Genomic DNA, 26,652 nt, shown 5'->3' with positions numbered 1-26,652 from the left:
AACGTCCTTTTTCCTGTGTGAACCCGGTGCCGTCGTGGCTGCGGGGAAAACGGACCGCTGAGCGGTCCGTCACAGGAAATCGCATTTCGTCATCATGAGTGCGGTATCGGGATACTACCGCTATGACTCACGACGCTCTGCGTCGCATATGAATCCGGCGCTACCGAAAAACTATCGGATCAGCTGGATCTGCTCTGGGTGTGAGAGGGCGACGGAGGTGAGGCCGCCTCCTGATCGATGTCTCGAATCAGCGCGGTTCCAATGGCAGGAATTCGCGGCTCGCGAGCTCTTCGCTGAGGATCCCATGATAAACATCGATTTTTTGCTGCGGATCCTTGGCCTTCAACATGGCCGATTCATAGGTTTCAAATTGCTGGTCTTTGGTTTTCAGATGGGCGCGGGTGTAATTGGCTTTCCCGTCTACTGCGTTTGCATAGTGAAAGTGGGCGTACCACAAGGGTTGATTTTGGCTGTCGAGCAGAACGTACTCCTGCATGAAGTCTTTTCGACCGGTTTTCAACTGGACCCGATGGCTAAAGACCCGGACGTAAATCGCGTTGTTACGCAGCAGATACGCCACCCCATCGCTAGTCGGTGGCCTGGCCAACGTTATCTGCGTGCGAAGTTCAGTCGCTTTGCTCTCGAGAGTGTTTGCCTTGGCCCGCAGTCCGCTAATCAGGCCCACATCCTGCCCTGGATTGACCGGAGCATTTTCGTGGCTCTCGAGTTTGTCCGCATAACCGGTCAGCTTCTGCGCCTCGCGTTGCAACTGTTCTTCAATTTCCCTGGGAGAACTCGCTCGCCGTGCATAACCCTCGATTTTCTGCACCTGATTGTCAACGTTGGCCAAGGCTTTGCGGGCATCGCCTTTGAGTTGCGGGTAGGGGGTCGCGAGCGCACGAGGTGCCGGTTGCACTGGTTCGATTGCTACCCAAACGTTTGGCTCTTGTTCGTGGAAAGAAGCCAGGGTGCTGCCTTCCAAGGGGCTCTTGATGTCGACAATGTCTGCCACCTGATTGGTCACCCGTGGACGCAGGTCGCCAATCAATGTGCCGTTGGTGTCGGTTTTGATGACCCTCTTTCGGCTCGCTCTCGGCGCGGGAGGTTTGGCAGGGGGATGGTTGGGGCCAGACGAAGGGCCAGGCGATTCCAACGCTGGCAGGCTTTGCAATTCGTCCGCCAGGCGACGCTCGGCATCGAGCCGTAATTCGCCGATGATCTCGCGTAGACGATTGAACGCGGTGGCGTCCAATTCATCATTGCTGAAAATGCCAATACTTTCCAACGCGTCCTGCGCCTTACTGTAGCGGCCGACAAGATTATCAAGCACCGCGATACGATCGGCACTTTCATAGACTGTCGAGCCTTGCAGTTCAGAATGCGAACGAGACAATAACACCACTGGAACCATAGCCTCGTCCAGCTCCAGGACGGTTCGAACCCCCCAGCGCTTGATACTGAGCGGGCGCAATATCTCCAGATGAAAAGCTTTGAGGCGCAGTGCTGTAAATTCTTTGCCGGATCGATTGCTCGTCAATCGCTGCCAGGCATCTCGCCCCTGGCGGGAAATTTCTTTTAACTCCAGCAGTCGAGTGTCCACCTCTTCGTAAAGCTTGATCATGGTGTCGTTGATATCGGCAGTTTTGCGGAGGAATTCGAGGTAGCGATCCCTCGCGGCAACACCGCCGTCAAACAGTGCAGCATCCATCCGCTCGAGGCCATTGTTGAATTCAGGATAGTTGCTGACATTGGCTTGACGGTCCATATCAGCGGTAACAATCCGTTTGCGGACGTTGTTTATAGTGTTCTCCAGCAGGGCCGCCATTCGGGGCTGTGGAAGATCCGCTTTTTTCAGTGCGGCAATTTCCTTCAGTGCGGCGATCTGCGTCACATAAGTGTCGGTCTGCTTGTCCAGCTTACTGTTGAAAATCTGCCTGAACCTCGCTCGCACCTGTTCGGTAGCGGTAGGAAGGTCTCTTTGCTGGTTCATCAGTTGTTCAGCAATATCCACGCCTCGCTGCACCTCCACCTGCTGACCGAGAAACGCCTCGTAATTGCGATCGAGAAGATTGATGCGATCTACCGCCTCTCGACGTTGGGCCTTGATTCTTGACTCTCGGCCGCCACCGACGAGTTTCAAACCGTAGTCCAGACTCCATTGACCCTTTCCATTGCTTTTCAACTTGATGCCCGGATGGTCCGAATGGATCAGAAACACCTCGCCGAAACCGGGCACGATGCGCACGCGCAACAGCAAACCGGCAAGCGTTGCGTGCCATTTGTTATCTATCAGGTACAGCCCTTTGAACGCACCGGCCGCTACGGGCTCGGGCAGAGGTTCTGGCCATGGGACCTGAACCTCCAGCAAGGTGTTGAACAGTCTGGCTGAGGCCGAATCCCGAGCCATCGACAGGTTGAAATCCAAGAGCGTATTGCCACTGCCAGGAGGCTGCGAGGGTAAGCCGGGTGCTCTCTGGTGGATGACTGGATCCAGTGGCGTCGGGTACGAACGTAAAGGATGGCGCAACGGCTCCAGTGCGATCGGGGCGAGCTTTTCTACCCTGTCGGGTAGCGTTGCCATGTCGGGTTCTTTCGCCCCATGCAGCAGCACCAGGCCGATGTTCAAAAACAGATCGGTCCACGCCAGATTTCGGGTGACAGCGTCTTCGCTGTCCAGTGCTGGAATATCGTTGATCAGACTGTGGGTGATTTGTAACATCCAGCCTACGGCCATGGCAGGGCCGCGTAACGGCAGAATCAGGAGGTTGAAGACCAGCCAACCGCCTTCAAGAATGATCGCCCAACGACTCTGCGCATCGGACACGGATTGCCGGTCTGCGAGCTCGACCAATGCTCGAACGTTGCTGATGAACAGACGGGCCAGTAATCGATCCTCTTCGACAGCCTTCAACCAATCCGCTGCCGCCGCATCGCCCACCAGGATTGCCGGCGCAGGTTTTTCGAAAGGGGTGAAGTCGTCGCCGACATGATAATGGACGATGTGCGGTTCGTTGAATCCATTGTTGGCATAGATCGGCGTTGCACGATCGCTGAGCCACGTCAGCACGCTGCTTTGCAACGGTCCGGCAAGGGCGATCGCTTTCAGCAGGTCATTGCGGGTAGCGTATTGCTGCAGGGCGGGTGTGTAGAGTGGTCGATAAAGAACATGGGGACCGTCGGCGTTCAGGTCTTTGGCTTCGATGATAAACATGTTGGCGACCACATCGCAGTCCGCGGCTGCTTTGCGTTGAAACGCCAAGGGCCTGATGACAATCACCTGCTCTTCGACTATGCGTTCGGTGGCCGTTTTTTTCATCAGCGCATTGACGTATTGATAGCCCAGTCGGTTGAAACCATGCTCGCCCCGGATAGAGTGTTCGAGCGCCTGCAGTGGTAACTGAATGGCCAGTTCCAGCGAGAACAGCTTTTCACGTTCGCGCGCTTCAGCGCTATCACCCAGCAGCAGACTATCGATCAGTTCGGGGTAGTGCTTACCGACATCGACGCGCGTCACCAGATCCAGCAGGTAAGTTTCGGTGGTCCAATCCTGGATCAGTTGATTGCCCGTGTGACGAATGGTCATCCGGCCTTTGGGTTTGCCTGCCAGGTTCTTGATTGCCAGCTCGGTCAGGGACATCTTCACTGGTTCGATGTAGCCGCTGCCCATGTTACCGACAGGCACGTGGAAGGTCAGTTCCAGTTCGTCGGCGTTGTAACCGGGGGCCTGTGGTTGATCTTCCAGCATTTGCTTGTGCAGCGCTTTCTTCGCGAAGGTGTGAAGGTCATCAATGCCATCGCGATATGAGCGCCCGTGGGTTTGCTGTTTGGTGCTGGCGAGCGCCAGGATATGTTGCCGGTAAGCCATGCGATCTGTGGCGCTGGCCGCTTGCAACCATTCCGGGAGGGTCGCTTGTATCGGTTGAAGGTTGCGGGGATCACTCAGCGTGTCAATGAACAGACGGGCGACATCGGTGATGGCGTCGATGCGCTGTTGCAGTGCGTCCAGGCTTTGATTCGCGGGAAACTTGAGTGCCGCCAGGTTTTCCAGCTGCTGATTCAGCAGTAAGGCGGCCTGGGTGTCGAAGATGTTGCCCGCCGGCTCGAACCGCTTCCAGATGATGGTGTCGACAGTAAAGTCCTGCTGAAAACGCTCCGCCCAGGCCCGACCAAATTCCTCCAGTGACGAGTACGCCTCGACACCGCCGGTCAAGCTGCACAACAGGTGGGTTTCAGCGCAACTGAGCAGCAGGTCGGGCGTCTGCAGGCTGGCCGAGACAGTGCCTTTGCTCAGAGTGGTCTGAAGCGTACAGGCTTGAATAACGCCTCCGGACCACGGCTTTTGCAAACGGACCTGACGATCAGGGTGGTTGGCCAGTTCCGTCAAGACCCCGGCTTGTGAGGCGTCAAGACCTGTGTGGCGGACCGCTGCCGTTTTCAGCAGGCCAGCGAGGAGATCGCCAAGCCATTCCCAGCGGCTGCCCCCCGCGCCGGTATCGTCATTCCAGTAAGCCGTCAGGGCTTCCTGTAAACCAATGTACAGAATGTCCGGGAGCTCGAGGATAACCGCTTCAATGACCCGCATGTCAGGCAAACGCGAGGTGGTTTTGCTGACCCCCATTTGCTTGGGCACTTTATTGGTCAGGAAGCAGTTGCGACCGTATTGATCTCCAAGATCGAGTTTCACGCCGCTGGCGAGGTACTCCAGCACCTCGTCAAGTAATAAAGACAGACGCCACGCGCCGTTCGGAATGGGCTGGGCAAGCTTGGTTTGATAAGGGTCGAAGTCGAGCTCGGGGTACTTTTCCAGCAAACCTTCCTTGAGCAGGCGAGCGGTTTGCGAGCGTAATGTCGGTCGGTTGTCGAATCGGGCGCTGACGGCACGCGCGATGATGCTGGTTGAGTCCAGTGAGGTCGGTGTCGGTAATGTTGGCATGGTGCAATCCTTGGCACGTTCAGGATTGCACAACATAGAACGGCAGCAGGCTTAACGTGCGGTAAAGGGATATCGCACATCAACCGTTCAATGGGTCAGCAGCACTCAGTGGGCCGATAAACATCGTAAAACATAGACACGCCTCGCTGGCTGTCAGAAATCGCTACCCAACACCACGTTCAGCGCACTGCGCGCATCATCCAGCTGCACCAGCGTCGCATGCCGTGCACCGAGAGCGTCGCGGTTTTCGATGGCGGTGAGGATTGCCTTATGCCGTGGCAATGCCAGCTCGTGCAGGTTCGGTCGCTGGTTGGAATGCTTCAGCGCTTCGGCAATCGCGACCGAGAGCATGTTGCACAGGTTCGCCAGCAAATCGTTGTGCGTCGCATCGGCGATCCGGCTATGGAAATCCAGGTCCGGTTGCAGCAAGGCTTCCGGTGTCGGCGCGGCTTCCATGCGTTGATAGGCTTCACCGATGGAGGCGATGTCCGCGTCGGTGGCGAACTGGGCGGCCAGGGCGGCCGCAGCGGGTTCGATGATGCTGCGCACACTGGTCAGCAGGTCGAAGAATTCATTTTGCGGACTGCTTTGCATCAGCCAGTGCAACACGTCCGGGTCGAGCATGTGCCATTCCTTGCGCTGCTTGACCACCGTGCCGACGCGCGGACGGGAATACACCAGGCCTTTGGCAACCAGTACCCGCGTGGCTTCGCGCAGCACCGGTCGGCTGACCGCGTACTCTTCGCACAACAGCGCTTCGGCGGGCAACTTGTCGTCCGGTTTGAACCGCCCGGAAACGATCTGCATGCCCAGTTCCTGGACGATGCGCGAGTGCATGCTTTTGCGGTCGGAGGGTTTGCGGTAATCCATGGGGAACGGCGCGATCCTGTGGGATGGAGATGCCGCGCATGATAGCAGGCACGACACAGTATTGAGGTGGATACACAAACCAAATGTGGGCGCCAGCAGGCTGGCTCCCACAGGGGAAATGCATTCCAATGTCGGAGCTGCCGCAGGTTGCGATCTTTTGCGCTTAATGCGAGTGGCGGGGGACTTCGGCGCCTCGGCATCCGACCAGGAAATCGAAGTCACAGCCCTGATCTGCTTGCAGTACATGATCGATGTACAGCTGACGATAACCGCCCACAATCAGTTGCTGCGGTGGTTGCAGATCCGCCATGCGCGCCGCGAGCTCCGCGTCCGGAATATCCAGGTGCAGTCGCCCGTTGGCACAATCGAGTTCGATCCAGTCACCTTCCTTCACCGTCGCCAGAGGCCCGCCGGCAGCGGCTTCGGGGGCGACATGCAGCACCACCGTGCCGTACGCCGTGCCGCTCATGCGCGCGTCGGAAATGCGCACCATGTCCGTCACGCCTTGGGCTAACAGCTTCGCGGGCAGCCCCATGTTGCCAACTTCAGCCATGCCCGGATAACCCTTCGGGCCGCAGTTTTTCATGACCAGTATCGAGTTCGCATCCACGTCCAGCTCTGGATCGTTGATCCGCGCCTTGTACATGTCGAAGTTCTCGAACACCACCGCACGACCGCGATGCTGCATCAGCTCAGCGCTGGCGGCGGACGGTTTGAGCACGGCACCGAGCGGCGCCAGGTTGCCGCGCAGCACACAGATGCCGCCGTCGGCGCGGATGGGATTGTCGAGGGTGCGAATGACCTCGTCCTGGCCATAGATCGGCGCGTCCCTGGTGTTCTCGCCAATGGATTTGCCGTTGACGGTCAACGCGTCCGGATGGGGAATCAGATTGGCTTCGCCGAGGCGGCGTAGTACGGCGGGCAAGCCTCCGGCGTAGTAGAACTCTTCCATGAGGAAACGACCGGACGGTTGCAGGTCGACGATGGTCGGCATGCCTCGACCCATGCGGGTCCAGTCATCCAGCTCCAGGTCCACACCGATGCGGCCGGCAATGGCCTTCAGGTGGATAACGGCATTGGTCGAACCACCGATGGCGGCGTTGACGCGAATGGCGTTTTCGAATGCTTCTTTGGTGAGGATTTTCGACAGCTTCAAGTCTTCGCGAACCATCTCTACCGCCCGCATGCCGGACATGTGCGCCAACACATAACGGCGTGCGTCGACGGCTGGAATCGCCGCGTTGTGGGGCAGGGAAGTGCCCAGGGCTTCAGCCATGCAGGCCATGGTCGAGGCGGTGCCCATGGTGTTGCAGGTGCCCGCCGAACGGGACATGCCACCCTCGGCCGCGAGGAAGTCATCGAGGGTGATGGTGCCCGCCTTGACCTGCTCACTGAGTTGCCACACCACGGTGCCGGAACCGATGTCCTGACCCTTGTGCTTGCCGTTGAGCATCGGCCCGCCGGTCACGACGATGGCCGGCACGTCGCAACTGGCTGCGCCCATCAACAGGGCAGGCGTGGTTTTGTCGCAGCCGGTCAACAGCACGACGCCATCAATCGGGTTGCCGCGAATCGCTTCCTCAACATCCATGCTCGTCAGATTTCGCGTGAACATGGCGGTCGGACGAAGATTCGATTCGCCATTGGAAAACACCGGGAACTCAACCGGCCAGCCGCCTGCCTCGATCACCCCACGTTTGACGTGCTCCGCGATCTGGCGGAAATGCGCGTTACAGGGGGTCAGTTCCGACCAGGTATTGCAGATCCCGATGATCGGCTTGCCATGGAACTGGTGGTCGGCAATGCCCTGATTCTTCATCCAGCTGCGGTACATGAAGCCGTTCTTGTCAGCCGTGCCGAACCATTGGGCAGAGCGCAGATTGGGTTTTTTATCAGACATGATCGATTCTCTTATTGTATGACTATATTGTTCCGGCTGATGGATAACATAAGCGCTAAATCGACGGTTTGGAAGTGTTGTTGAGTAAATAGTAATACTATATAGTCGGTCGCAACGGAGGGATTGCCCTGGCGGTTTTCTGCGAGAGGCGTCCCCCGAGGTTCTATAACAACAACAATCGGAGACCGATCTCATGAGCCAGGAACTGCGGCTGATACGTCGCATCACGCTGAAACTGATTCCTTTCCTGATCCTGCTGTACCTGATCGCCTATGTGGATCGCTCCGCCGTAGGGTTCGCCAAGCTGCACATGGGCGCGGACATCGGCATTGGCGACGCTGCCTATGGACTGGGCGCCGGGCTGTTCTTCATCGGTTACTTCCTGCTGGAGATTCCCAGCAACCTGATGCTCGAACGCTTCGGCGCGCGGCGCTGGTTTGCGCGGATCATGGTGACCTGGGGCGCGATCACCATCGGCATGGCTTTCGTTCAGGGGCCGCACAGTTTTTATGTCATGCGCTTTCTGCTCGGTGCCGCCGAAGCCGGGTTCTTTCCGGGCGTTCTCTACTACATCACCCAATGGTTCCCGGTGCGCCATCGCGGCAAGATCCTGGGGCTGTTCATCCTCTCGCAACCCATCGCAATGATGATCACCGGCCCCGTGTCCGGCGGTCTGCTCGGCATGGACGGCACCCTCGGGCTGCACGGTTGGCAATGGCTGTTCATCGTCATCGGCACCCCGGCGATCCTGCTGACCTGGCCGGTGCTGCGCTGGCTGCCGGACGGTCCGCAACAGGTTAAATGGATGGACCAGGCCGAGAAGGACTGGCTGACCGGCGAACTGCAAAAGGACCTTCAGGAATATGGCCAGACTCGCCACGGCAATCCGTTGCACGCCCTCAAGGACAAACGGGTGTTGCTGCTGGCGTTGTTCTATCTGCCAGTGACCTTGAGCATTTATGGGCTCGGTCTGTGGCTGCCGACGCTGATCAAGCAATTTGGCGGCAGCGACCTGACGACCGGGTTCGTGTCATCGGTGCCGTACATTTTCGGGATCATTGGCTTGTTGATCATCCCGCGCAGCTCAGACCGACTGAATGATCGCTACGGTCATCTCGCGGTGCTCTATGTACTGGGCGCGATCGGTCTGTTCTTCAGCGCCTGGCTGACGATGCCGGTGGCGCAATTGGCGGCGCTGTGTCTGGTGGCGTTCGCGCTGTTCTCGTGCACCGCCGTGTTCTGGACCTTGCCGGGTCGTTTCTTCGCCGGCGCCAGTGCCGCAGCGGGCATCGCCTTGATCAATTCGGTGGGCAACCTGGGCGGCTACATCGGTCCGTTCGTTATTGGTGCGTTGAAGGAATACACCGGAAATCTCGCCTCGGGGCTGTATTTCCTGTCCGGCGTGATGGTCTTCGGGCTCGTGTTGACCGGCGTGGTGTACCGCTTGCTGGAGCGCAAACATGTGCTGCCGGCGGACCAATTCGCCGCCAGCGCACGGGGTGCGACGCGTACTTGAACAACTGACTCCGCCCCCTGTGGGAGCTGGCTTGCCAGCGATGACGGCAGCGCGTTGTGCGTTGATGTACCTGACAGTTCGCTATCGCTGGCAAGCCAGCTCCCACAGGATTTTGCAGTGCTGTTGAAAGGTTTGTTTAAAGGAGAAAACCATGCGTTTGGTTCAGTTCGAATTGATTAACGGCGAGCGCCGGGTTGGCGTGGTCGAGGAGGGGCTGGTGCGTGAGGTGCAGGATGCGCGCACGGTTCGCGATCTGGCGTTGGCGGCCATTGAGGCCGGTAAAAATCTTGAGCAACAGGTCCAGGCATTGGGGCTGGGCCTCAGTCACGACTATGCAGACCTGCTGACCCAATGTCGCATCCTGCCACCGCTGGATCACCCGGACCCGGCGCACATGCTGATCAGCGGTACCGGCCTGACCCACCTGGGCAGCGCCTCGGCTCGCGACAAGATGCACCAGCAGATCGGCGACGAAACCGCGATGACCGACACCATGCGCATCTTCAAATGGGGCGTGGAGGGCGGCAAACCCGCAGCAGGGCAGGCGGGTGTACAGCCTGAATGGTTTTACAAGGGTGACGGCAGCATCGTTGTACGCCCTGGTCATCCGTTTCCACTGCCGCCGTTCGCTGAAGATGCCGGGGAAGAGCCGGAGCTCAGTGGTTTGTACGTCATCGGTCCCGACGCCAGGCCCTATCGCCTCGGTTATGCGGTGGGCAACGAGTTTTCCGACCACGTCATGGAACGCAAGAACTACCTCTATCTGGCGCATTCAAAACTGCGCAGCTGCAGCTACGGCCCGGAGCTTCGGCTGGGTGAACTGCCGCAACACCTGGCGGGCACCAGCCGTATTCTGCGCGACGGCGAAGTGCTGTGGCAGAACGAGTTTCTCAGCGGCGAGGCCAACATGTGTCACAGCCTGGAAAACCTTGAGTACCACCATTTCAAATACAGCCAGTTCCTGCGGCCGGGGGATGTGCACATTCACTTCTTCGGCACCGCCACCCTGTCCTTTGCCGAGGGCATTCGCACCCGACCCGGTGATCTGTTCGAGATCAGCCAGGCCGAATTCGGCGCGCCGCTGATTAACGGCATCACACCCGTGGAAGCAGCGTTTGAACCTGGCACCGTCGGCACACTTTAAGGATACATGCATGTCCCGCATTCTTGGTCATAACTACATAGGCGGGCAGCGCAGCGCTGCCGGCACCCTCACACTCCAGAGCGTCGACGCCGTTACCGGCGAGGCGTTGCCCCATGACTTCTATCAGGCAACACCGGCAGAAGTTGATGCCGCGGCCGAGGCGGCAGCTGCCGCGTACCCGGCCTATCGGCGTCTGAGTGCCGAACGCCGCGCGCAATTCCTCGATGGGATTGCCGATGAACTGGACGCCCTGGGCGATGATTTCGTCGCACTGGTCTGCCGCGAAACCGCGTTGCCCGCGCCACGCATTCAAGGTGAGCGTGGCCGTACCAGCGGGCAAATGCGCCTGTTCGCCAACGTGCTGCGTCGCGGCGACTTCTATGGCGCCCGGATCGATCAGGCACTGCCGGATCGCAAACCGCTGTCCCGTCCCGATTTGCGCCAGTACCGCATCGGCCTCGGTCCGGTGGCGGTGTTCGGCGCGAGCAATTTCCCGTTGGCATTTTCCACTGCCGGCGGCGACACGGCGTCTGCATTGGCCGCCGGTTGCCCGGTGGTGTTCAAGGCGCACAGCGGTCACATGGCCACCGCCGAGTTCGTTGCTGATGCGATCATTCGCGCGGCGGAAAAAACCGGCATGCCCGCGGGCGTCTTCAACATGATTTACGGCGGCGGGGTCGGTGAAGCGCTGGTCAAACATCCGGCGATTCAGGCTGTCGGTTTTACCGGTTCATTGAAGGGTGGCCGAGCCTTGTGCGACATGGCCGCAGCCCGTGCACAACCTATCCCGGTGTTCGCCGAGATGTCGAGCATCAACCCAGTGATCATCTTGCCGCAGGCGCTGCAAGCGCGGGCCGACACCATCGCCCGCGACCTCACCGCTTCGGTGGTTCAAGGCTGTGGTCAATTCTGTACCAACCCCGGTCTGGTGATCGGCATTCGTTCGCCGCAGTTCAGCGCGTTCGTGCAACAGGTAGCGGCGCTGATCAATGACCAACCGGCGCAAACCATGCTCAATGCCGGCACGCTCAGCAGTTATGGCAAAGGGTTGCAGAAGCTGCTCGCGCACCCGTCAATCGAGCACCTGGCCGGCCAGTCGCAACAGGGCAATCAGGCACAGCCGCAACTCTTCAAGGCCAATGTGGATTTGTTGATCCACGGCGATGAAGTGTTGCAGGAAGAGGTGTTCGGTCCGACCACGGTGTTCGTCGAAGTCGCGGATCAGGCGCAGCTTAGCGCTGCACTTAATGGCCTGCACGGGCAACTGACAGCAACCCTCATTGGCGAGCCGGAAGACTTCGAGCAGTTCGCCGAGTTGACACCGCTGCTGGAACAGAAGGTAGGGCGCATCCTGCTCAATGGTTATCCGACCGGTGTGGAGGTCTGCGATTCGATGGTCCATGGCGGGCCGTATCCAGCAACGTCCGATGCCCGTGGTACATCGGTGGGCACCTTGGCGATCGACCGTTTCCTGCGTCCGGTGTGTTTCCAGAACTACCCTGAGAGTTTGCTGCCGGATGCGTTGAAGAACGGCAATCCGCTGCGCATTCAGCGCCTTGTGGATGGCAAACCGTCCACTGATGCCCTCTAAGGACGAAACGCACGTTCCTGTAGGAGGGAGCCTTTGTGGCGAGGGGATTCATCCCCGTTCGAATGCGAAGCAGTCGCAGAACTTTTAGGGCCGCTTCGCAGCCCAGCGGGGATAAATCCCCTCACCACAAAGGCTCGCTCCCATAAGGGCCGCTTTGCAGCCCAGCGGGGATGAATCCCCTCGCCACAAAGGCTCGCTCCTACAAGGGCCGCTTCGCAGCCCAGCGGGGATGAATCCCCTCGCCACAAAAGTTCGCTCTCACAGGGGGCGCATCGATATCTATAACGTGGCACGCGCAGACCCACCCCCACATTGAGCTATCATTGCGTCTTTCCCCTTTCAAAGATTGACCGCCATGACTGCCGCAAACGACACCTTGCTCAACACCCTCGAACACTGCGACATGGTTGAAATCGACGGCCTGCACGCCTTTGAATTCTCGCTGGACGAGGATGACAACCTGCACATCGAGTGCATGGACGGCCGTGCGGCCAAACACTGGGAATTCACCCCGGCGCAGATTCAGGCTGCCACGTTCGACCCCACCTTGCAGAGCTGGGTGATCACGGGTGACTCCGGCGAGCATCGACTGGTCTGCCTGACAGCGTTCGGCGGTGGTGACGACGAGGACGAAGGGAATGAGGATGCGTAATTTCTGGCCACTGTTGATCGCCGGCAGCGTCGGCGCGATGGGTGTTCAGGCAGCGCCGGCCGATGACTTCCAATTGCTGGTCGGGTCCTACACCGCCGGCCAGAGCCAGGGCATCTATCGGCTGAATTTCGACAGCGCTACCGGGCAGATCGACGCTAAACCCCTGCAAGTGATCAAAACCGAAAACCCGTCCTGGCTCACCTTGTCCAAGGATCAGCAACGTCTGTTCGTGGTCAACGAAAACGGTCCGGGACAGGCTGATCCGGTAGGCCGCGTCAGCAGCTATTCGATCGATCCCAAGTCCTACCAATTGAGCCTGATCAACCAGGTTCAGAGCCTGGGCAACGAGCCCACGCATTCGAGCCTGAGTGCTGACGCCAGTCACCTTTTCGTCAGCAACTACTCAGTCGTGGAAGACCCGGGTGGCACCCTGGCGGTCGTGCCCGTCAGCGCCGATGGCACGCTCAAACCGGTGGTGCAGATGAGCAGTCATCCGTCCAGTCGGGTCAATCCTGAGCGGCAGATGTCGGCGCATGTGCATTCGACGATCTCGTCGCCGGACGGCCGCTATGTGTTTTCCAATGACCTGGGGGCGGACAAGGTGTTTGTCTATCGCTTCGACCCCAAGGCCAATCCGCAACTGCCCTTGACCGCCGCCGCCCCGGCGTCGGTTCAGCTGCCACCGGGCAGTGGACCGCGACATTTGCTGTTCAGCGCGGATGGCAAGCATGCCTGGCTGACCATGGAAATGAGCGCGCAGGTCGCGGTGTTCGATTACCAGGACGGCAAGCTTGAGCAGACGCAAATGGTCGATCTGGCGGCGGGTCAGCCGGTCTCGGACAAGGCCGCTGCGGCGTTGCATGCTTCGACAGATGGCAAGTTCCTGTACGTCAGTAACCGCGGGACTGCCAATCAACTGTTGGTGTTTGCCATCGATCCGGCCACCGGCCACCTCACGGAGTTGCAGCGTCGCTCGGTAGAAGGTGATCACCCGCGTGAGTTCAGCCTCGACCCGAGTGGCAGGTTTTTGCTGATTGCCAACCAGAAGAGCAACCAGATTGTCGTCGTCGAGCGCGATGCCAAAAGCGGTTTGTTGGGTAAAACCGTGCAGAAGCTAGCCATGGACGCGCCCAGCGATCTCAAATTCCTGGTGCGTCAATAGGCCGCAGGCCCCGGTTGATGGGGCCTGCATCCTTCTATCAATGACACTGATATGTGGAAGTGCTACAAAGCATTTCAAGGCGATCACCTTCGAAGGTTAAGTTTGCTTCACGGCCCCACCGGGCAAGCAAGCCAACTGACTCCGAGGAATACCGCCATGAACTTCAATCTTTTCTCCATCATTGCCGCTTCCGCTATCTCTGCCACCGTAGCGCTGCCAACCAGTGCCAGCGTCGAGATCAGCAGCAAAAAATCCCACACCCAAAGCTACACCCCGAAATACCTGCAACAGAGCGCCAACTTCCACGCAGCCCTGGATCACAAAACCCAAGCCTGAAGTTCTGGCCCTGCACTTTTTATGCAGGAGCGAAGTCACTTTTGACAGCTCGATAGCCGTTGCGTCGAGAAGCCATGAGTGATGTCGCTCCTGCATAACGCGTTTGCGGGCCTTTTAAATACTGGCTTCCCTGGCGCATGCCCCTGCGCAGTTTCAGGAATTCACGATCAACGAAACTGATAGTCACTATAGATAAGCCTTGTTGGTCGCCGCGGTGGTTTTCAATGATTCTGTGGGCTCTGAAACATGCCCACGGAGAACACCATGGCCAGCGCTATCCTCACCTCAGCCAAACACGGCGCCTATCTGGCCATCGCTCTCCTGTGGCGAGGGGATTTAGCGAAAAGTCGCACCGCCCCGTTGGGTCGCGCGCGACCCCAGGATTGTCTGCCAGCGCTTCGCACTGGAACGGGGCGGTGCGACTTTTCGCTAAATCCCCTCGCCACGGTCGATCAGGCTGAGCGTTTGGGAGTTGCTGGCGCATGAAAGGGCACAAATTCTGGTTGCTCGCCATTTTGGCGTTCATGACTAACGGCGCTTCGTTGTTGGGGTTCGGGCAAGGTTCGGCAGGGGCGGTGGCGCGGTCCATCGAAGCCAATCACAACATGGCGCATAACATTCAGACGGCTAAAGCGTTGGGCATGCTGGCTGGCAATCCACCGATGAAACGCCAGGGAGATTTTTTCGGACCGTTCCAGGTGGATTGCTCGGCGTTGCAGATGTGTGAGGTGTTGGCGTAAACACGAATCCTGAGTGCCCTATGGCCTGTGCCATATGCCCTATTTATGCCCTATTTATGCCCTATGCCCTATGCCCTGTGCCCTATGCCCTGTGCCCTGTGCCCTGTGCCCTATGCCTTGTGGCGAGGGGATTTATCCCCGTTGGGTTGCGCAGCGACCCCAAGATTAATTGCCAGTGCTACGCACTGGAACGGGAATAAATCCCCTCGCCACAGGTAACCTGGCCAGCACAGTCGAAACAGGCATCACAGCCGAACGCAGGCTTCGCCAGCTGCTACATGTAATTCGGCGTACCTACTTTTGCATCACACCAGTAAACAACGCCGACTCCAGAAACCGCTGCAACCACATCTGCAATCGCGCATAAGACGTCTGCGCAAACCACTCGCGATCCACATGGGCGAACTGCCGCACGAACGGCATCAGTGCCACGTCCGCCAGGCTAGGGTGCCCGGCCAGCAAGTAATCCCGTCCTGCCAGCAACGCATCGAGCTTGCGCAGGAACACCTCGCCTTCGGCGCGATACACCTCCATCGGCTGCTCAGGATAGCGCTCGGCGTACTTGTAGCGATTGAGGTGCACCTTGAACACCTGATCATTCTCTTCAATCAACGTGTCGATCTGCGCCTGGCCCGCCGAATCATCCTTGAGCAGCCAATCCTGCGGATCGTTCTGCGCCAGCGCCCAGCGCATGATCGACAGGCTTTCATCGATCACCTGGCCATCAGCGTTGAGGACCGGCACCGTGCCTTTGCTCGACAACGCGAGCATCTCGGCCGGTTTGGCCCTCAGGCTCACTTCGACAATGTCCACGGCAACCCCCGAGTAACGCAGGGCCATTCGTGCGCGCATGGCGTAAGGGCAGCGGCGGAAGGAATACAGCGTATTCATTTCACCTCCAGCGTACTCAGGCCATTGCCCTGGCGGTGGACCTGGATCTGTACGGGAATCCGTTCATGCATTTCCTGGACGTGAGAAATCACCGCGACCTTGCGACCCTGGGCCTGCAAGCCATCGAGGGCGTCCATGGCCAGTTGCAGGGATTCGGGGTCAAGGCTGCCGAAGCCTTCGTCGATGAACAACGACTCGATCTTCAACGTGCTCGACGCCATCGATGCCAGCCCCAAGGCCAGGGCCAGCGACACCAGGAACGTCTCGCCACCGGACAGTGAATGCACCGAGCGCAATTCGTCGCCCATCTCGGTATCCATCACCAGCAAACCGAGCATGCTGCCGCCGCGTTTCAGGCGATAGCGTCGGACCAATTGGCGCAACTGCACGTTGGCGTGGTGCACCAGCAAATCGAGGTTGTAGGCCTGGGCAATCTTGCGGAAGGTGTCGCCCGTGGCCGAGCCGATCAAGGCACTCAACCGCGCCCAGCGCTGGAACTCGGCGTAGGCCGCGTCAATCTGTTGGGCCAGTGCCTGATTGGCGTTTTGCCGACGCTGGTCTTCGGCCTGTTCTGCGCGCAACTCCGCACATCGATGCTCGCTGGCGGTGAACTGGGTTTGCAGGTCCGCCAGCGCACTGGCCAACTGTTCGGCGTCGAGATTGCCGTTGTGCTGCGCCTGATGATTCAGCAGACGCTGATCCCGCTCCAGCAGCAACACCTTGGCTTGCTCAATGGCTTTTTCGCTTTGCTGCAACCGTTGCCGCAACTCACTGACGTGCTGATCGTCGACGCTTAGCAACGTCTCCAGTCCGCCGTCGTCGAGCTCCGGATGCAGCGCTCGCCAATCGGCAATCTTGCTGCCCAGTTCGCGGTCCTCGGTTTCCAGGGCCGAGAGGCGTTCCTGGTGGGCCTTGAGCTCTGCGGCCAATTGGACCAGCTGCGTGCGCACGGTTTGCAGTTCCTGATGGGCCGTCGTTTCGGCGTTGCGTGCCTGTTCGACGGCAAGATCGAGTTGCTGCTGCCACTGTTCGGCGCTGGTGCGATCGCCCAGTAACTGCGTCAGTTTCTGCTGGCAAGCCTGCTGCTGTTCAGCGAGGGCATTGAACTGCGCCAGCGCGGTTTCCTGCTGCTGAAGGCGGGTGAGCTGGCGATCCTGTTCTTTCTCCAGCACTTGCTGGCGTTGCTGCTGGTCGCTGATTTCATCCCGTTGCTGATCGAGCTGTTCCAGGCGCTGCGCGATCTGCTGGTCCAATTGCATGAACGTTGCGGCTGGTTCATTGCGCAAGGCCTCCAGCGTTTCAGCGGGTAGCAGCGTACTGAAGGCTGTCAGTTCTTCATCCAGGCGCTGGCGATCACTGCTGAGTTCGCGCTGCTGGTTACTCAGGTGTTGAGCGGCTTGCAGGCTCGCCGTTTCGGCAGTGCGCAACTGCTGCGCCAGACGCGCGGCGTCCTGCTGCAGGGTGAGCAGGGCGGTTTGCCGTTGCTCATCCTGGGAGATGCTCTGATTCAATTGGGTGTTTTGCTGTGCCAGCCAGGTGTCGCGCTGATTGGCGTCTCTAGCCAGCAACTGTGTCGACAGCGAGTGCGCTTCGAGGGCCGGCGCCAGGCTCTGACGCTGAGTCTCAAGGTGTTCCTGCTGCTGCAGCAGTTCTTTTTGCTGAGCAATCAGGCCGCCCACTTCCGCACGCAAATCCGTGAGCTTTTCCTTGAGCAGGTCGACGGCTTTCTGGGCGTTGGCCTGCTCGCTTTCATCATGCCGACCCAGACTCTGCAGCAGTGCTTCAGGCTGATGATAGGGATGATCCGGGCTGCCACAGACCGGACAGGGCTGGTCGTCCTGCAGCTGTTCGCGCAGTTCTTCAACACTGGCACTGCGGGCCAGCCGCTGACGCTCCAGCAGCTCGCGGGTGACGGTCAGAGTCTGTTCGGCGATGACCAATTCGTGTTTGGTTTTTACCCCGTCCTGGGTCAGCCGATCCCGCTCTTGCTGCACGACAGACTGGCGCTGCTGAAGGTCGGTACCGCGTTTATCCAGATCCTGCTGACTGGCCCACAGGCGTGTCAGCTCTTCAAAGGCACGCAGTTGCTTGCGGTTGTCCTGCAGCAGATTGCCCAGCAACTGGATCTGTTCGGCCACGGCTTCGGGCTCGGCACCGGCTTCTTTGTAAAGCACTTCCAGGCTCTGCTTTTGCGTGGCGAATTCATCCGCTGCACGGACCGCGCTTTGCTCCAGGGCAGCCAGTTCAGCCTGCCCCTTGTTCAAGCGATTGCCGATCAACATCAGCTGCTGCAGGCGATCCCGGTAAGCGTTCCAGGCATCGCTCAACGGGGCCAGATGGACGCTTTGTTCAAGTTGTGCGGCAATGCGTTGCAGGCGAGCGGCCACCCGCTCTTGTTGCTCGACCAAACCTTGAATCGTGCTCTGGCCTTGTGCACAGGCTTGGTCCACCTGTTGCTTGAGATCGGCGCCGAGGCTCGCGTCTTTAATCAACCGGGCGAGGGCACTCTGCTCCTCGAAGGCCTGGCGCAGTAGCGGCGCGTTGCTGGCATGTTGGTTTTGCGCTTCGGCGCGTGCGGTTTGCGCGGCGCTCAAGGTCTGTTCGAGTTGCCCCTGGCGCGCGGTCAGTTCCGTCTGCTGTTGCAGGTGCTGGCGGATCTGCGCAATCAGCGGGGTGAGCTGCGTGGTGAGTTCGGATTTGCGGGCGAACTGGTGCCGTTGCGGGGCCAGTTGTTCCAGGCGCGTGAGCATCAGGCGCTCGCCTGCCAGGCTTTCCCACTGTTGCTGCGCGCTGTGCAATTGCTCGGCGGCACTTTGCTGCGCGTCTTGCACCAGCCGTAGTTCTTTGAGCCACGCGTGTTGCAACTCCAGTTGCTTGAGTTGCGCCTGCTGGAGTTTGAGTTGCTGCTGAGCCTCGTTGAAGCGCTCATCGAGTTCGGCTCTTGCTTCAGGTGGCAGCGGCGTGACGCCGGTGGCCTGGTCCTGCAGCAGCTTGTGGGCTTCGCGTGCTTCTTTGCTCTTGTCGAACGCGCGGCGACCGAGACGGGTGTAGAGCGCCGTGTCAGTGAGCTTTTCCAGCAGTTCGCTGCGCTCGTTATCGTTGGCCTTGAGGAACGCGCTGAACTCGCTTTGGGCGAGCAAAACGGCCCGGGTGAACTGCTCGAAGTTCAGGCCGAGAACGGCTTCGAGCTGGGTTTTGAAGTCGACTTTCTGACTGGCCAGCAGTTGGTCCTGATCGATATCGCGCAAGCTCTGGCGGCTGGCTTGCAGCTTGCCACCGGCTTTCTCCCGCGCGCGGTTGGCTTCCCACCGAGCGCGGTAGCGACGGCCATCGATGCCCACGAAATCCACTTCGGCATAGCCTTCACCGGTGCCGCGACGCAACAGTGTGCGCGGGTCGCCGGTGCTGATTTCGCCGTCAGCGTCTGGCGCTTTGGCGGACATCTGGGCATTGCTCAGTCGAGGCACGGCGCCAAACAACGCCAGGCACAAGGCGTCCAGCAAGGTGCTTTTTCCCGCGCCTGTTGGCCCGGTAATCGCAAACAAACCGGCGCTCGCCAGGGGTTCGGCGGTGAAGTCAATTTCAAACGGACCGGCCAGGGAGGCCAGGTTTTTCAGGCGGATCGCGAGGATCTTCATGGCTGTTCGCTCTCCATCTGCACGTCCTGCAACAGCTCGGCAAAGTCTTTCAGCGTTTGCTCATCGACCTCGCTGCCGTAATTGTCCTGCCAGGCGCGGCTGAACAGTTCCTGAGGCGTGAGCTGATCCAGTTCGATCAACGTGGCGCCATCCTCAAGGCCGTCGCGGCTGCCGCTGCCCGCGTATTCCGCAGCGATACGCACCAGTCGCACGGCTTTGCCTTGCAGCGCGGTTTCGACTTGATAGCGTAGGTCGGGCTGCGGCTCATCAAGGCGTACTCGCACTTCCAGCCAGGGCTGGCGCTGGATGTCGGCCAGCAGGTCGATGTTCGGCAGGTCAGCCAGTTGCAGCAGGATGTCCGCCAAGGGGGCAGGGCCGATGCGTTGCAGGTTGACCGCGCGTGGGATGAGTTTCGGTTCGACGCTCACCAGCGTTTCACCCTCGAACACGACGTCGAGAATCTGATGCTGATAGCCGATTTCGGAAAACGACAAGGGAATCGGCGAGCCGCTGTAGCGGATGCGATCTTCGCCGTTGACCTTCTGCGGCTTGTGCAAATGGCCGAGGGCGACATAGCTGATGCTGGGGCCGAACAGGCTGGCGGGCAGCGCTTCGGCATTGCCAATGATCAGGCTGCGTTCCGAGTCTTCGGAAACCGACCCGCCAGCCATGTGCGCATGACTGATCGCGATCAGTGCCTGACCGGGCTTGCGCTTGGCATTCGCCGCCTCGATCAGCCATTCATGCACCTGGCCGATACCGCGTAAATAGTTGTCGCCCAAGTGGGCCCCGGTCACTTCGGCAGGCCGCAGGAATGGCAGCGCGAGGCACCAGGCCACGACCTTTCCTTTCGCGTTCGGCAGCGGCAGCAGCAGGCGTTCGGCGTCAAGTTGCCCGTCATCCAGCCACAGCACCCGACCCAGCGCGTGAGTGCGCAGACGACGCATCAACGGTGCGGGCAATTCGATGCGCGAGCCGGAGTCGTGGTTGCCGGCGATCATGACGATGGTCAGCTTCGGTTGTTGCTCATGGGCGCTGACGATGAAGTCGTACAGGCGTTCCTGGGCTTTGACCGGCGGGTTGACCGTGTCGAAGATATCGCCGGCAATCAACAGCACATCAGGCTGTTCGAGCTTCAGCTGGCGCAGTAGCCACTCGAGAAAGCAGCCGTGTTCGAAGTCGCGATCCTGGCCGTGCAGGTTCTGCCCAAGGTGCCAGTCGGAGGTGTGAAACAGACGCAAGGCAAACTCCGTAGGAAATAAGGTAATGGCCGCGAGGAAAATGGAAGCGGCGAAAAGGCAGAGAGTTTACTGGCAAACGGATGGGATGTGGTCGGGCACCCCGGCTTTCAGCCACGACAGCCGCCACATCAGGACGCAGCAGGCCTATTTCGGATACAGCGGCGGCAATCCACTGTCACCCACGGGATCGTGAACCCGTTCCGCAATGGGGATCGCCCGAATCGCCCGCCACAAATCGTCACCTTGCCAGTGCTGCCCGGTCTCGCTATACAGCGCGCCATTCAACCCGTCGAGGGCATCGGACAACGGCACGAAGCGCGCGGCCATATCGGCCAGGGTTTCCGGTTGTTGCCGGGCCCAGGCATCGAGTGCCTGGCGAGTGGCGTGAGAGTCGTTGGCCTGGCAGGCGCGCTTGAGGTCGTCAAGTACGGTGCGCGGGCTGGGGCCGGTTTGCGCAGCGCGCAGGATGGCGGGTTGCCAGCGGGCACGCCACCACAGGCCAAAGCCGAGCAGGGTGGTGCAGGCGAGGATCAGCGTGCTGAGTTTCCACCACCAGAGGGTTTCGCTGTCGCCGGCCATGACTTGTGGGGTGCTGGCGGGGGTATCGACCACCAGGCTTGGATTGTTCGCTACCTGAAGTGTCTGCGCCGGCAGGCTGGTGTGTTCCAGATGGTCTTCGAAGGTGTTCCACCAGATCACGTCCACCGCCGGCAACTCGATTTCACCGCTACGGGTTGGCACCAGGGCTTCGCGCTCCTCACGGCTGCCGACCAGGCCACGCTCGGTATTTTCGTTACCGAGCACCGCCTGATCCGGATAGCGACGCAAACCATTGACGTCGGTGGCCGGTAGCGGCGGCAGTTGCGAACTGGCCAGGCCTTCGACTTTCAAGGTCAGGCTGCGGGTCAGGGAGTCGCCCACCTGGGCATGCTCCGGGTCCGGGTTCCAGTTTTCACTCAGGCTGATACGGCGCGCCGGCAGCCAGGCTGCATCGGTCGGGTAGCTCGCAGGTTTGGCCTTGACGTTGAGCATGATCTCGGCGGAAGCGACGCGCATCATCTTGCCGGATTTCGGTGCCTGGCCATCTGCCTCTTGCGCGGGTTGTGCGTCAACCAGCGTGGCGCTGAAAACCTGCGCCGGGATGGTCAATTCGCCGCTGTGTTGCGGGTAGATCGCGTAGCGCATTTCGATCACACCGTGGCGCAACCCATTGATGTCTTTCTCGTAGGTTCGCGAATCGCCCAGGGCTTCGATTCGCGCATCGGGAATCTGCAAGGGCGTCAGGCTGCTGTCGTCGTAGAGCGACACCGAGTGGTAGATACGCAGGGTCAGGATCGCCTGGGCCTGGACGTACACGCTGGGTTGATCGAGGCTGGCTTCGAGGAAGACCGGGCTCAGCTTCTTCGGGCTGTCCTGGTTTTCGCTTTCGAGCACTTGCACGGTGAGCGGCTGGCTCTGTACATCGCCCAGTTGCAGCGGCGGAATCTCCACGCTGCCGTTTTGGCGAGGCAGCAGGGTGATGATCCAGCGAGTGGTGGCCTGATTACCATCGTTCAACGTGGTCAACTGGTTGACCTGGCGGGTGCCACGGACTTCGAAGGCAGGTTCCAGTGGTGTCAGGTCAGGCTTGCCAAACTGCGTCACATCGCTGGATTCCAGTGTCAGTTCCACCGTTTCGCCGGTGTTCAGGCGACTGCGGTCAACACTGGCCACCAGTTCCGCAGCCTGGACCTGAACGGTGCCGATCAGCAGGGCGGGCAACAGTGCAAGCATGAAGACGGTGAAGCGGGTCATCGAGTTTTTCCCTGATCCTGATGTTGTTGCTGTTCGTACCAGAATTTGCGTCTGAGCAATTCACCCGGGTCATCCGGAATTTTGCGCAGCCATTGCTCAAGTGCCTGACGCTGCTCACCATCGATCGTGTCGCTGGCGGGACGCAACGGTGGCGTGGTGTGTTGTTCGTCCCCCAGTTCGCTGCCCGGGATTTCATTGGCGCCGGGTTTCGGCGGCGTCGTGGACGGTTCTTCTGCCTCTGACGTGGCCTGCTGTGCCTCGGTTTTGGAATCGCCTTCGGTCGCTGGTTGAGTGGCCGCGCCGGGCGGTGGTTCCTGCTCCGCGGGCTGAGCTGGCTCATCCGGCTTTTTTTCCGGTTCCTCGGGCGGTGGCGTGTTTTTCTGCTTGAGCAGACTTTCCACCAGCGCCTTGTTGGTCAAGGCCGGGCGCAAATCCGGTTGTCGCTCCAGTGCCTGGTCATAGGCATCCAGCGCGGCTTCCAACTCACCACTTTTTGCCAAGGCGTTGCCACGATTGTAGTGGGCGTGAGCGTCGCTGCCTTGGGCAAACCGCTGGGCGGCGCCACTGTAGTCGCCGGCTTCGTAAAGCGCCACACCTTGCCATTGTGGGTCTTCAAAATGCTGCGCCGCGTCAGCCGGTCGTTTTTGCTTGAGCAGGTGCAGGCCTTGCTGATCGGGGCGCAACCACAGGTCCTCGAAGTCGAAGGCGTAGCTCGGTTGGGGCATCAGGAACAGTAGCGGCAGGCAGAACAACCAGCCGCGCCGTCCAGCACAGGCCGCCAGAAAAAGGAGCGGTAACAGCAGCCAGTAACCCTGATCGGCCCAGGTGTCCAGGCGCAAGGTCTGGCCGTCGTCACGCAGCATCCGAGGCCCATCGAACAAGCCGAGGGCACGCAGGTCTGCATCGTCCAGACGGGCGTGACGATAGTGTCCATCCACGGCATCGGCGAAGGCTTTCAGGCTCGGCTCGTCCAGACGCGGCACCAGAATCGCGCCCTGTTCGTCCTTGAGGAAACTACCGTCCTCCTGGGTGATCGGCGAACCGTCGGCGGTACCAATGCCGAGCATCAGGAACTGCGTGGACTTGCCATTCAGTGCCTGCCGAATGCCTTGACGTTCCTGTTCGGTCAGCGAAGCGCCGATCAACAGGATTCGCCCGTCACCCAGCGAGCCTTGGTTCAGCAGCGCGAGGGCCTTGATCACCGCCAGATCGGCGCGATGACCAGGCTCGGGCATCAATGAAGGCTTGAGCGCATCCAGCAGGTTGCGGCTGGTGGCCAGGTCGTCCGACAGCGGCACCAGTGTGTGCGCACTGCCGGCGTAAACGACAATTGCGGTCTGCGCATCGCTGCGGTGTTGCAGCAGGTCGAACACCTTGCGCCGCGCTTGTTCGAGGCGGTTTGGCGTCACGTCGGTGGCGAGCATTTCCGGGGTCAATTCCAGCAGCACCACCATCGGGTCGGCCGGTTTCTGGCTGGTTTGTTCGACACGCTCCCAGCTTGGCCCCAGCAGCGCCAGCAGTGTCAGCATCCACGCCACGCCCAGGGCGACCCACGGCAGTTTGCTGTCGCGTCCATTACCGCCGCTGAGCAACGCCGCGTGGAAGGCGGGTGGCAGAATCATCTGCCAACGCCCGGCACGCTTTTGCCGGTGCCAGAGTTGCCACAGCAGCCAGCCGAGCAGCGGCAACAGCAGCAGCCACGCCGGGCGGAACCAGAAAGGCCAGAGCGCGCTCATCGGCGTCTCCGCAGACGCAGTCGTTTCAGGCGCTGGCGCCAGTCAGGGAGTTGCGTTTGCAAAAACAGATCCTTGGTAAACAGTCGCTGCAGCGGATTGTTCGGCCAGCGCTCACGGGCCACCAGCAGCATGCTCAATAGTAAAGCCAGGGCCAGCGGCCAGTGGTAGAGCGATTGCGCGGGACGTGCCTGGGTCGGTTGTTGTGTCACCGGTTCCAGTGTGTCGAGGGTGTCCTTGATCGCTTGCAGTTCTTTGCCATCGTGGGCGCGGAAGTATTGTCCTCCGGTGACCTCGGCGATGGCCTTCAAGGCGGGCTCGTCGAGGTCCAGGCTCGGGTTGACCCCGAGGAAGCCCAAGGTGCCGCTTTCCTCCGGGTCCGCGCCAATGCCGATCGGGTAGATTTTTACCCCTTCGTTGGCCGCCAGGCGTGCCGCTGTCAACGGGTCGATTTCTCCGCCATTGTTGGCACCGTCGGTGACCAGGATCAGCACGCGGCTCTGGGCCGGGCGCAGGCGCAGGCGTTTAAGGGCCAGGCCGATCGCATCGCCAATGGCCGTGTTCTTGCCGGCAATACCGATTCGCGCTTCGTCGAGCCACACCCGCACCGTGCGGCGGTCAAACGTCAGGGGCGCTTGCAGGTAGGCCTGACTGCCGAACAGGATCAGGCCGACGCGGTCGCCTTCGCGACCTTCAAGAAAGTCACCCAACAAGTGCTGGACCAGGGATAGACGGCTGACGTCCTCGTCCTTCCAGCGCATGTCGGGGAAATCCATGGAGCCGGACACGTCCACGGCTACCAGCAGATCCCGGCCACTGGCGGCAATTGGCAGCGGCTCCCCAAGCCATTGCGGGCGCGCCGTGGCGATCAGCAGCAACAGCCACAACAAAATGAACGGTGCTTGCTGGCGCCAGGCCGGTAGATTGGCCCGGGCACGGCGTCGCGCCAGGCCTTCGAGGTCGCTGAGAAAGCTGACTTTGAGTGCCGGCTCGCCACTGTCAGCAACGGGCAGCACGACCCGCATCAACCACGGCAGCGGCAGCAGGGCAAAGATCCACGGCCAGGCGAACTCAAACATGCTTGCGAATCCAGGTGTCGACGGCTTGAGTGAGGCCGGCGATGGCCTTGTCGTCGAGTTTGCATTCGGGTTTGTAGGCGCCTTCCACCAGCACCATCCAGCGCGTCAGCCCGGCGGCGGGGCAGCGGTTGTCGAGAAAGGCCAGCCATTTACGCCCATTGAGGGTGTGACTCTGGCTGTAGGGGTAATGGTTGCGGCACAGGCGTTTGAGCAAGCCATTGAGCTGTTGCAACCAGGCACCGGCAGGCGCGCCGTCATACGGTTTGGGCATCAGCGCCAGTTCAGCCAGGGCGGCGAGGCGCACCGGGTCCAGCGGTTGTTCGGCGCGAACGATCGGACGCTTGTCTGGAATCAAACGGCGCAATTGCCACAGGCCGAAACCCATCAGGGGTATCAGGAGCAACAACAGCCACCAGCCCGGTGCCGGTGGCCAGAAGCTGATCGGGGGCGGTGTGATCAGCGGTTGCAGTTGATCGAGGCTGCTCATCGACCTTTCCCCGGTTTCTGCGGGTTGAGGTACTCGCGCAGTTGCTCGACCATCTCGCTCTGGGTGCTCAGCGGCATGAGCAATACCCGCAGCTTCTGCGCCAGCAGTTCCCAGCGAGCAATGCGCGCTTCAGCCTGGGCCCGGTAGCTCTGGCGCAGGTCGAAATTCAGCGTGTCGAGCTCCAGTTGCGCGCCGCGTTCGGCGAAACGCAGCAAGCCGGCAGCGGGGAGGGCGTGATCGAGCGGGTCCGACAACGGCAGCAGTAACAGGTCGCAATGCCGTGACAGCAGGCTCAACTGCTGCTCGGAACCCTCGGTCAATGCGCGTTCGTCGCAGATGACGATGACCAGGCTGCCGGGACGCAGCACTTCACGGGCACGGCGCAGGGCCAGGTTCAGCGCATCGCGGTTGGTTTCGCCTTCGGTGTGCAGGGACTGATTCACGCGCACCAGACGGTTGAGCAATTGCAGCAGGCTCTGTTTGCTGCGCCGCGGCTTGATCTCGTAATGCTCGTTGTCGCCGAACACCAGTCCACCCACTCGATCATTGTGTCCGAGGGCAGCCCAGCCAATCAGGCTCGCCGCTTGGGCGGCCAGTACCGATTTGAACATCAGGCCGGAACCGAAAAACAGCCGGCGGCTCTGTTCGACCATGATGAAAATCGGGCGCTCGCGTTCTTCGTGGAACAGCTTGGTGTGCGGCTCCTGGGTGCGGGCGGTGACTCGCCAGTCGATGGTGCGCACATCGTCGCCGGCTTGATAAACCCGCACCTGATCGAAATCCACGCCACGACCGCGCAGCTTGGAGTGGTGCAGGCCGATCAACGGGCTGCGCTGGCTCGGCGTGGAAAACAGCTGCACTTCACGCACGCGGTGGCGCATCTCGATCAGTTCGGCAAGACTGACACGGATGCCCGGCTCGGGCGGCAGGAGGGCGTTCATCGGG

The 26,652-nt window shown here is 60.3% G+C and carries 18 protein-coding genes; 7 read left to right on the top strand and 11 right to left on the bottom strand.

Annotated elements, in window-relative coordinates; translation table 11 throughout:
• Positions 1-247: 247 nt before the first annotated feature.
• From H7698_RS26025 to H7698_RS26015, 3 genes are all read right to left on the bottom strand, one after another.
• On the bottom strand, positions 248-4,933 hold the full coding sequence (locus tag H7698_RS26025) for a dermonecrotic toxin domain-containing protein (RefSeq protein WP_194693251.1): 4,686 nt from the start codon (positions 4,931-4,933) through the stop codon (positions 248-250).
• A 153-nt stretch (positions 4,934-5,086) separates the two neighbouring features.
• Positions 5,087-5,803, bottom strand: coding sequence for a FadR/GntR family transcriptional regulator (locus tag H7698_RS26020; RefSeq protein ID WP_194693250.1), 717 nt, complete (start codon positions 5,801-5,803; stop codon positions 5,087-5,089).
• 163 nt (positions 5,804-5,966) lie between these two features.
• Complete coding sequence (locus H7698_RS26015; RefSeq protein ID WP_194693249.1) at positions 5,967-7,703, bottom strand: IlvD/Edd family dehydratase; 1,737 nt, start codon at positions 7,701-7,703, stop codon at positions 5,967-5,969.
• A 193-nt stretch (positions 7,704-7,896) separates the two neighbouring features.
• On the opposite strand from H7698_RS26015, the gene H7698_RS26010 reads away from it, so the two are divergent.
• From H7698_RS26010 to H7698_RS25980, 7 genes are all read left to right on the top strand, one after another.
• The gene (locus H7698_RS26010; RefSeq protein WP_162436759.1) at positions 7,897-9,219 is read left to right on the top strand and encodes an MFS transporter; all 1,323 of its coding nucleotides are present in this window, start codon (positions 7,897-7,899) and stop codon (positions 9,217-9,219) included.
• 151 nt (positions 9,220-9,370) lie between these two features.
• Positions 9,371-10,363, top strand: a complete 993-nt coding sequence (araD1, locus tag H7698_RS26005) for an AraD1 family protein (RefSeq protein WP_194693248.1) — start codon at positions 9,371-9,373, stop codon at positions 10,361-10,363.
• A gap of 10 nt (positions 10,364-10,373) precedes the next feature.
• Positions 10,374-11,954 carry an aldehyde dehydrogenase (NADP(+)) gene (locus H7698_RS26000; RefSeq protein WP_194693247.1) on the top strand — a complete coding sequence of 527 codons (1,581 nt, stop codon included), beginning with the start codon at positions 10,374-10,376 and terminating at the stop codon, positions 11,952-11,954.
• Positions 11,955-12,309: 355 nt separating this feature from the next.
• A complete protein-coding gene (locus H7698_RS25995; RefSeq protein ID WP_194693246.1) occupies positions 12,310-12,606 on the top strand; it encodes a DUF5629 family protein in 297 nt (98 codons plus the stop codon).
• Positions 12,599-13,768: a lactonase family protein gene (locus H7698_RS25990; RefSeq protein WP_194693389.1), complete on the top strand. Its 1,170-nt coding sequence runs from the start codon at positions 12,599-12,601 to the stop codon at positions 13,766-13,768. Before H7698_RS25995 ends, H7698_RS25990 begins: the two co-directional genes overlap by 8 nt.
• Before the next feature lie 156 nt (positions 13,769-13,924).
• The gene (locus tag H7698_RS25985; RefSeq protein WP_162436755.1) at positions 13,925-14,104 is read left to right on the top strand and encodes a hypothetical protein; all 180 of its coding nucleotides are present in this window, start codon (positions 13,925-13,927) and stop codon (positions 14,102-14,104) included.
• Positions 14,105-14,586: 482 nt separating this feature from the next.
• Positions 14,587-14,844, top strand: a complete 258-nt coding sequence (locus H7698_RS25980; RefSeq protein WP_194693245.1) for a hypothetical protein — start codon at positions 14,587-14,589, stop codon at positions 14,842-14,844.
• Positions 14,845-15,138: 294 nt separating this feature from the next.
• Here the strand turns inward: H7698_RS25980 and H7698_RS25975 are convergent, their stop codons facing one another.
• The 8 genes from H7698_RS25975 to H7698_RS25940 form a co-directional block, all read right to left on the bottom strand.
• On the bottom strand, positions 15,139-15,735 hold the full coding sequence (locus H7698_RS25975) for a glutathione S-transferase (RefSeq protein WP_194693244.1): 597 nt from the start codon (positions 15,733-15,735) through the stop codon (positions 15,139-15,141).
• Positions 15,732-19,373 (bottom strand): AAA family ATPase, encoded by a 3,642-nt coding sequence (locus H7698_RS25970; RefSeq protein ID WP_194693243.1) that lies wholly within the window; start codon positions 19,371-19,373, stop codon positions 15,732-15,734. The genes H7698_RS25975 and H7698_RS25970 overlap by 4 nt, the downstream gene beginning before the upstream one ends.
• Complete coding sequence (locus H7698_RS25965) at positions 19,370-20,614, bottom strand: exonuclease SbcCD subunit D C-terminal domain-containing protein (RefSeq protein ID WP_194693242.1); 1,245 nt, start codon at positions 20,612-20,614, stop codon at positions 19,370-19,372. Before H7698_RS25965 ends, H7698_RS25970 begins: the two co-directional genes overlap by 4 nt.
• A gap of 144 nt (positions 20,615-20,758) precedes the next feature.
• Entirely contained in the window at positions 20,759-22,408 is a 1,650-nt protein-coding gene (locus H7698_RS25960; protein WP_194693241.1) for a BatD family protein, read from the bottom strand.
• A complete protein-coding gene (locus tag H7698_RS25955; protein WP_194693240.1) occupies positions 22,405-24,144 on the bottom strand; it encodes a tetratricopeptide repeat protein in 1,740 nt (579 codons plus the stop codon). The genes H7698_RS25960 and H7698_RS25955 overlap by 4 nt, the downstream gene beginning before the upstream one ends.
• Complete coding sequence (locus H7698_RS25950) at positions 24,141-25,220, bottom strand: vWA domain-containing protein (protein ID WP_194693239.1); 1,080 nt, start codon at positions 25,218-25,220, stop codon at positions 24,141-24,143. Before H7698_RS25950 ends, H7698_RS25955 begins: the two co-directional genes overlap by 4 nt.
• Complete coding sequence (locus H7698_RS25945; RefSeq protein ID WP_162436746.1) at positions 25,213-25,707, bottom strand: DUF4381 domain-containing protein; 495 nt, start codon at positions 25,705-25,707, stop codon at positions 25,213-25,215. Before H7698_RS25945 ends, H7698_RS25950 begins: the two co-directional genes overlap by 8 nt.
• On the bottom strand, positions 25,704-26,648 hold the full coding sequence (locus tag H7698_RS25940) for a DUF58 domain-containing protein (protein WP_162436745.1): 945 nt from the start codon (positions 26,646-26,648) through the stop codon (positions 25,704-25,706). The genes H7698_RS25945 and H7698_RS25940 overlap by 4 nt, the downstream gene beginning before the upstream one ends.
• Between the last annotated feature and the right edge of the window lie 4 nt (positions 26,649-26,652).

This window comes from Pseudomonas sp. p50(2008) (assembly GCF_015351605.1).
Taxonomy (GTDB): Bacteria; Pseudomonadota; Gammaproteobacteria; order Pseudomonadales; family Pseudomonadaceae; genus Aquipseudomonas.
The sequence above is the reverse complement of the archived record's forward strand: the minus strand, read 5'-3'. Positions and strand labels throughout refer to the sequence as shown.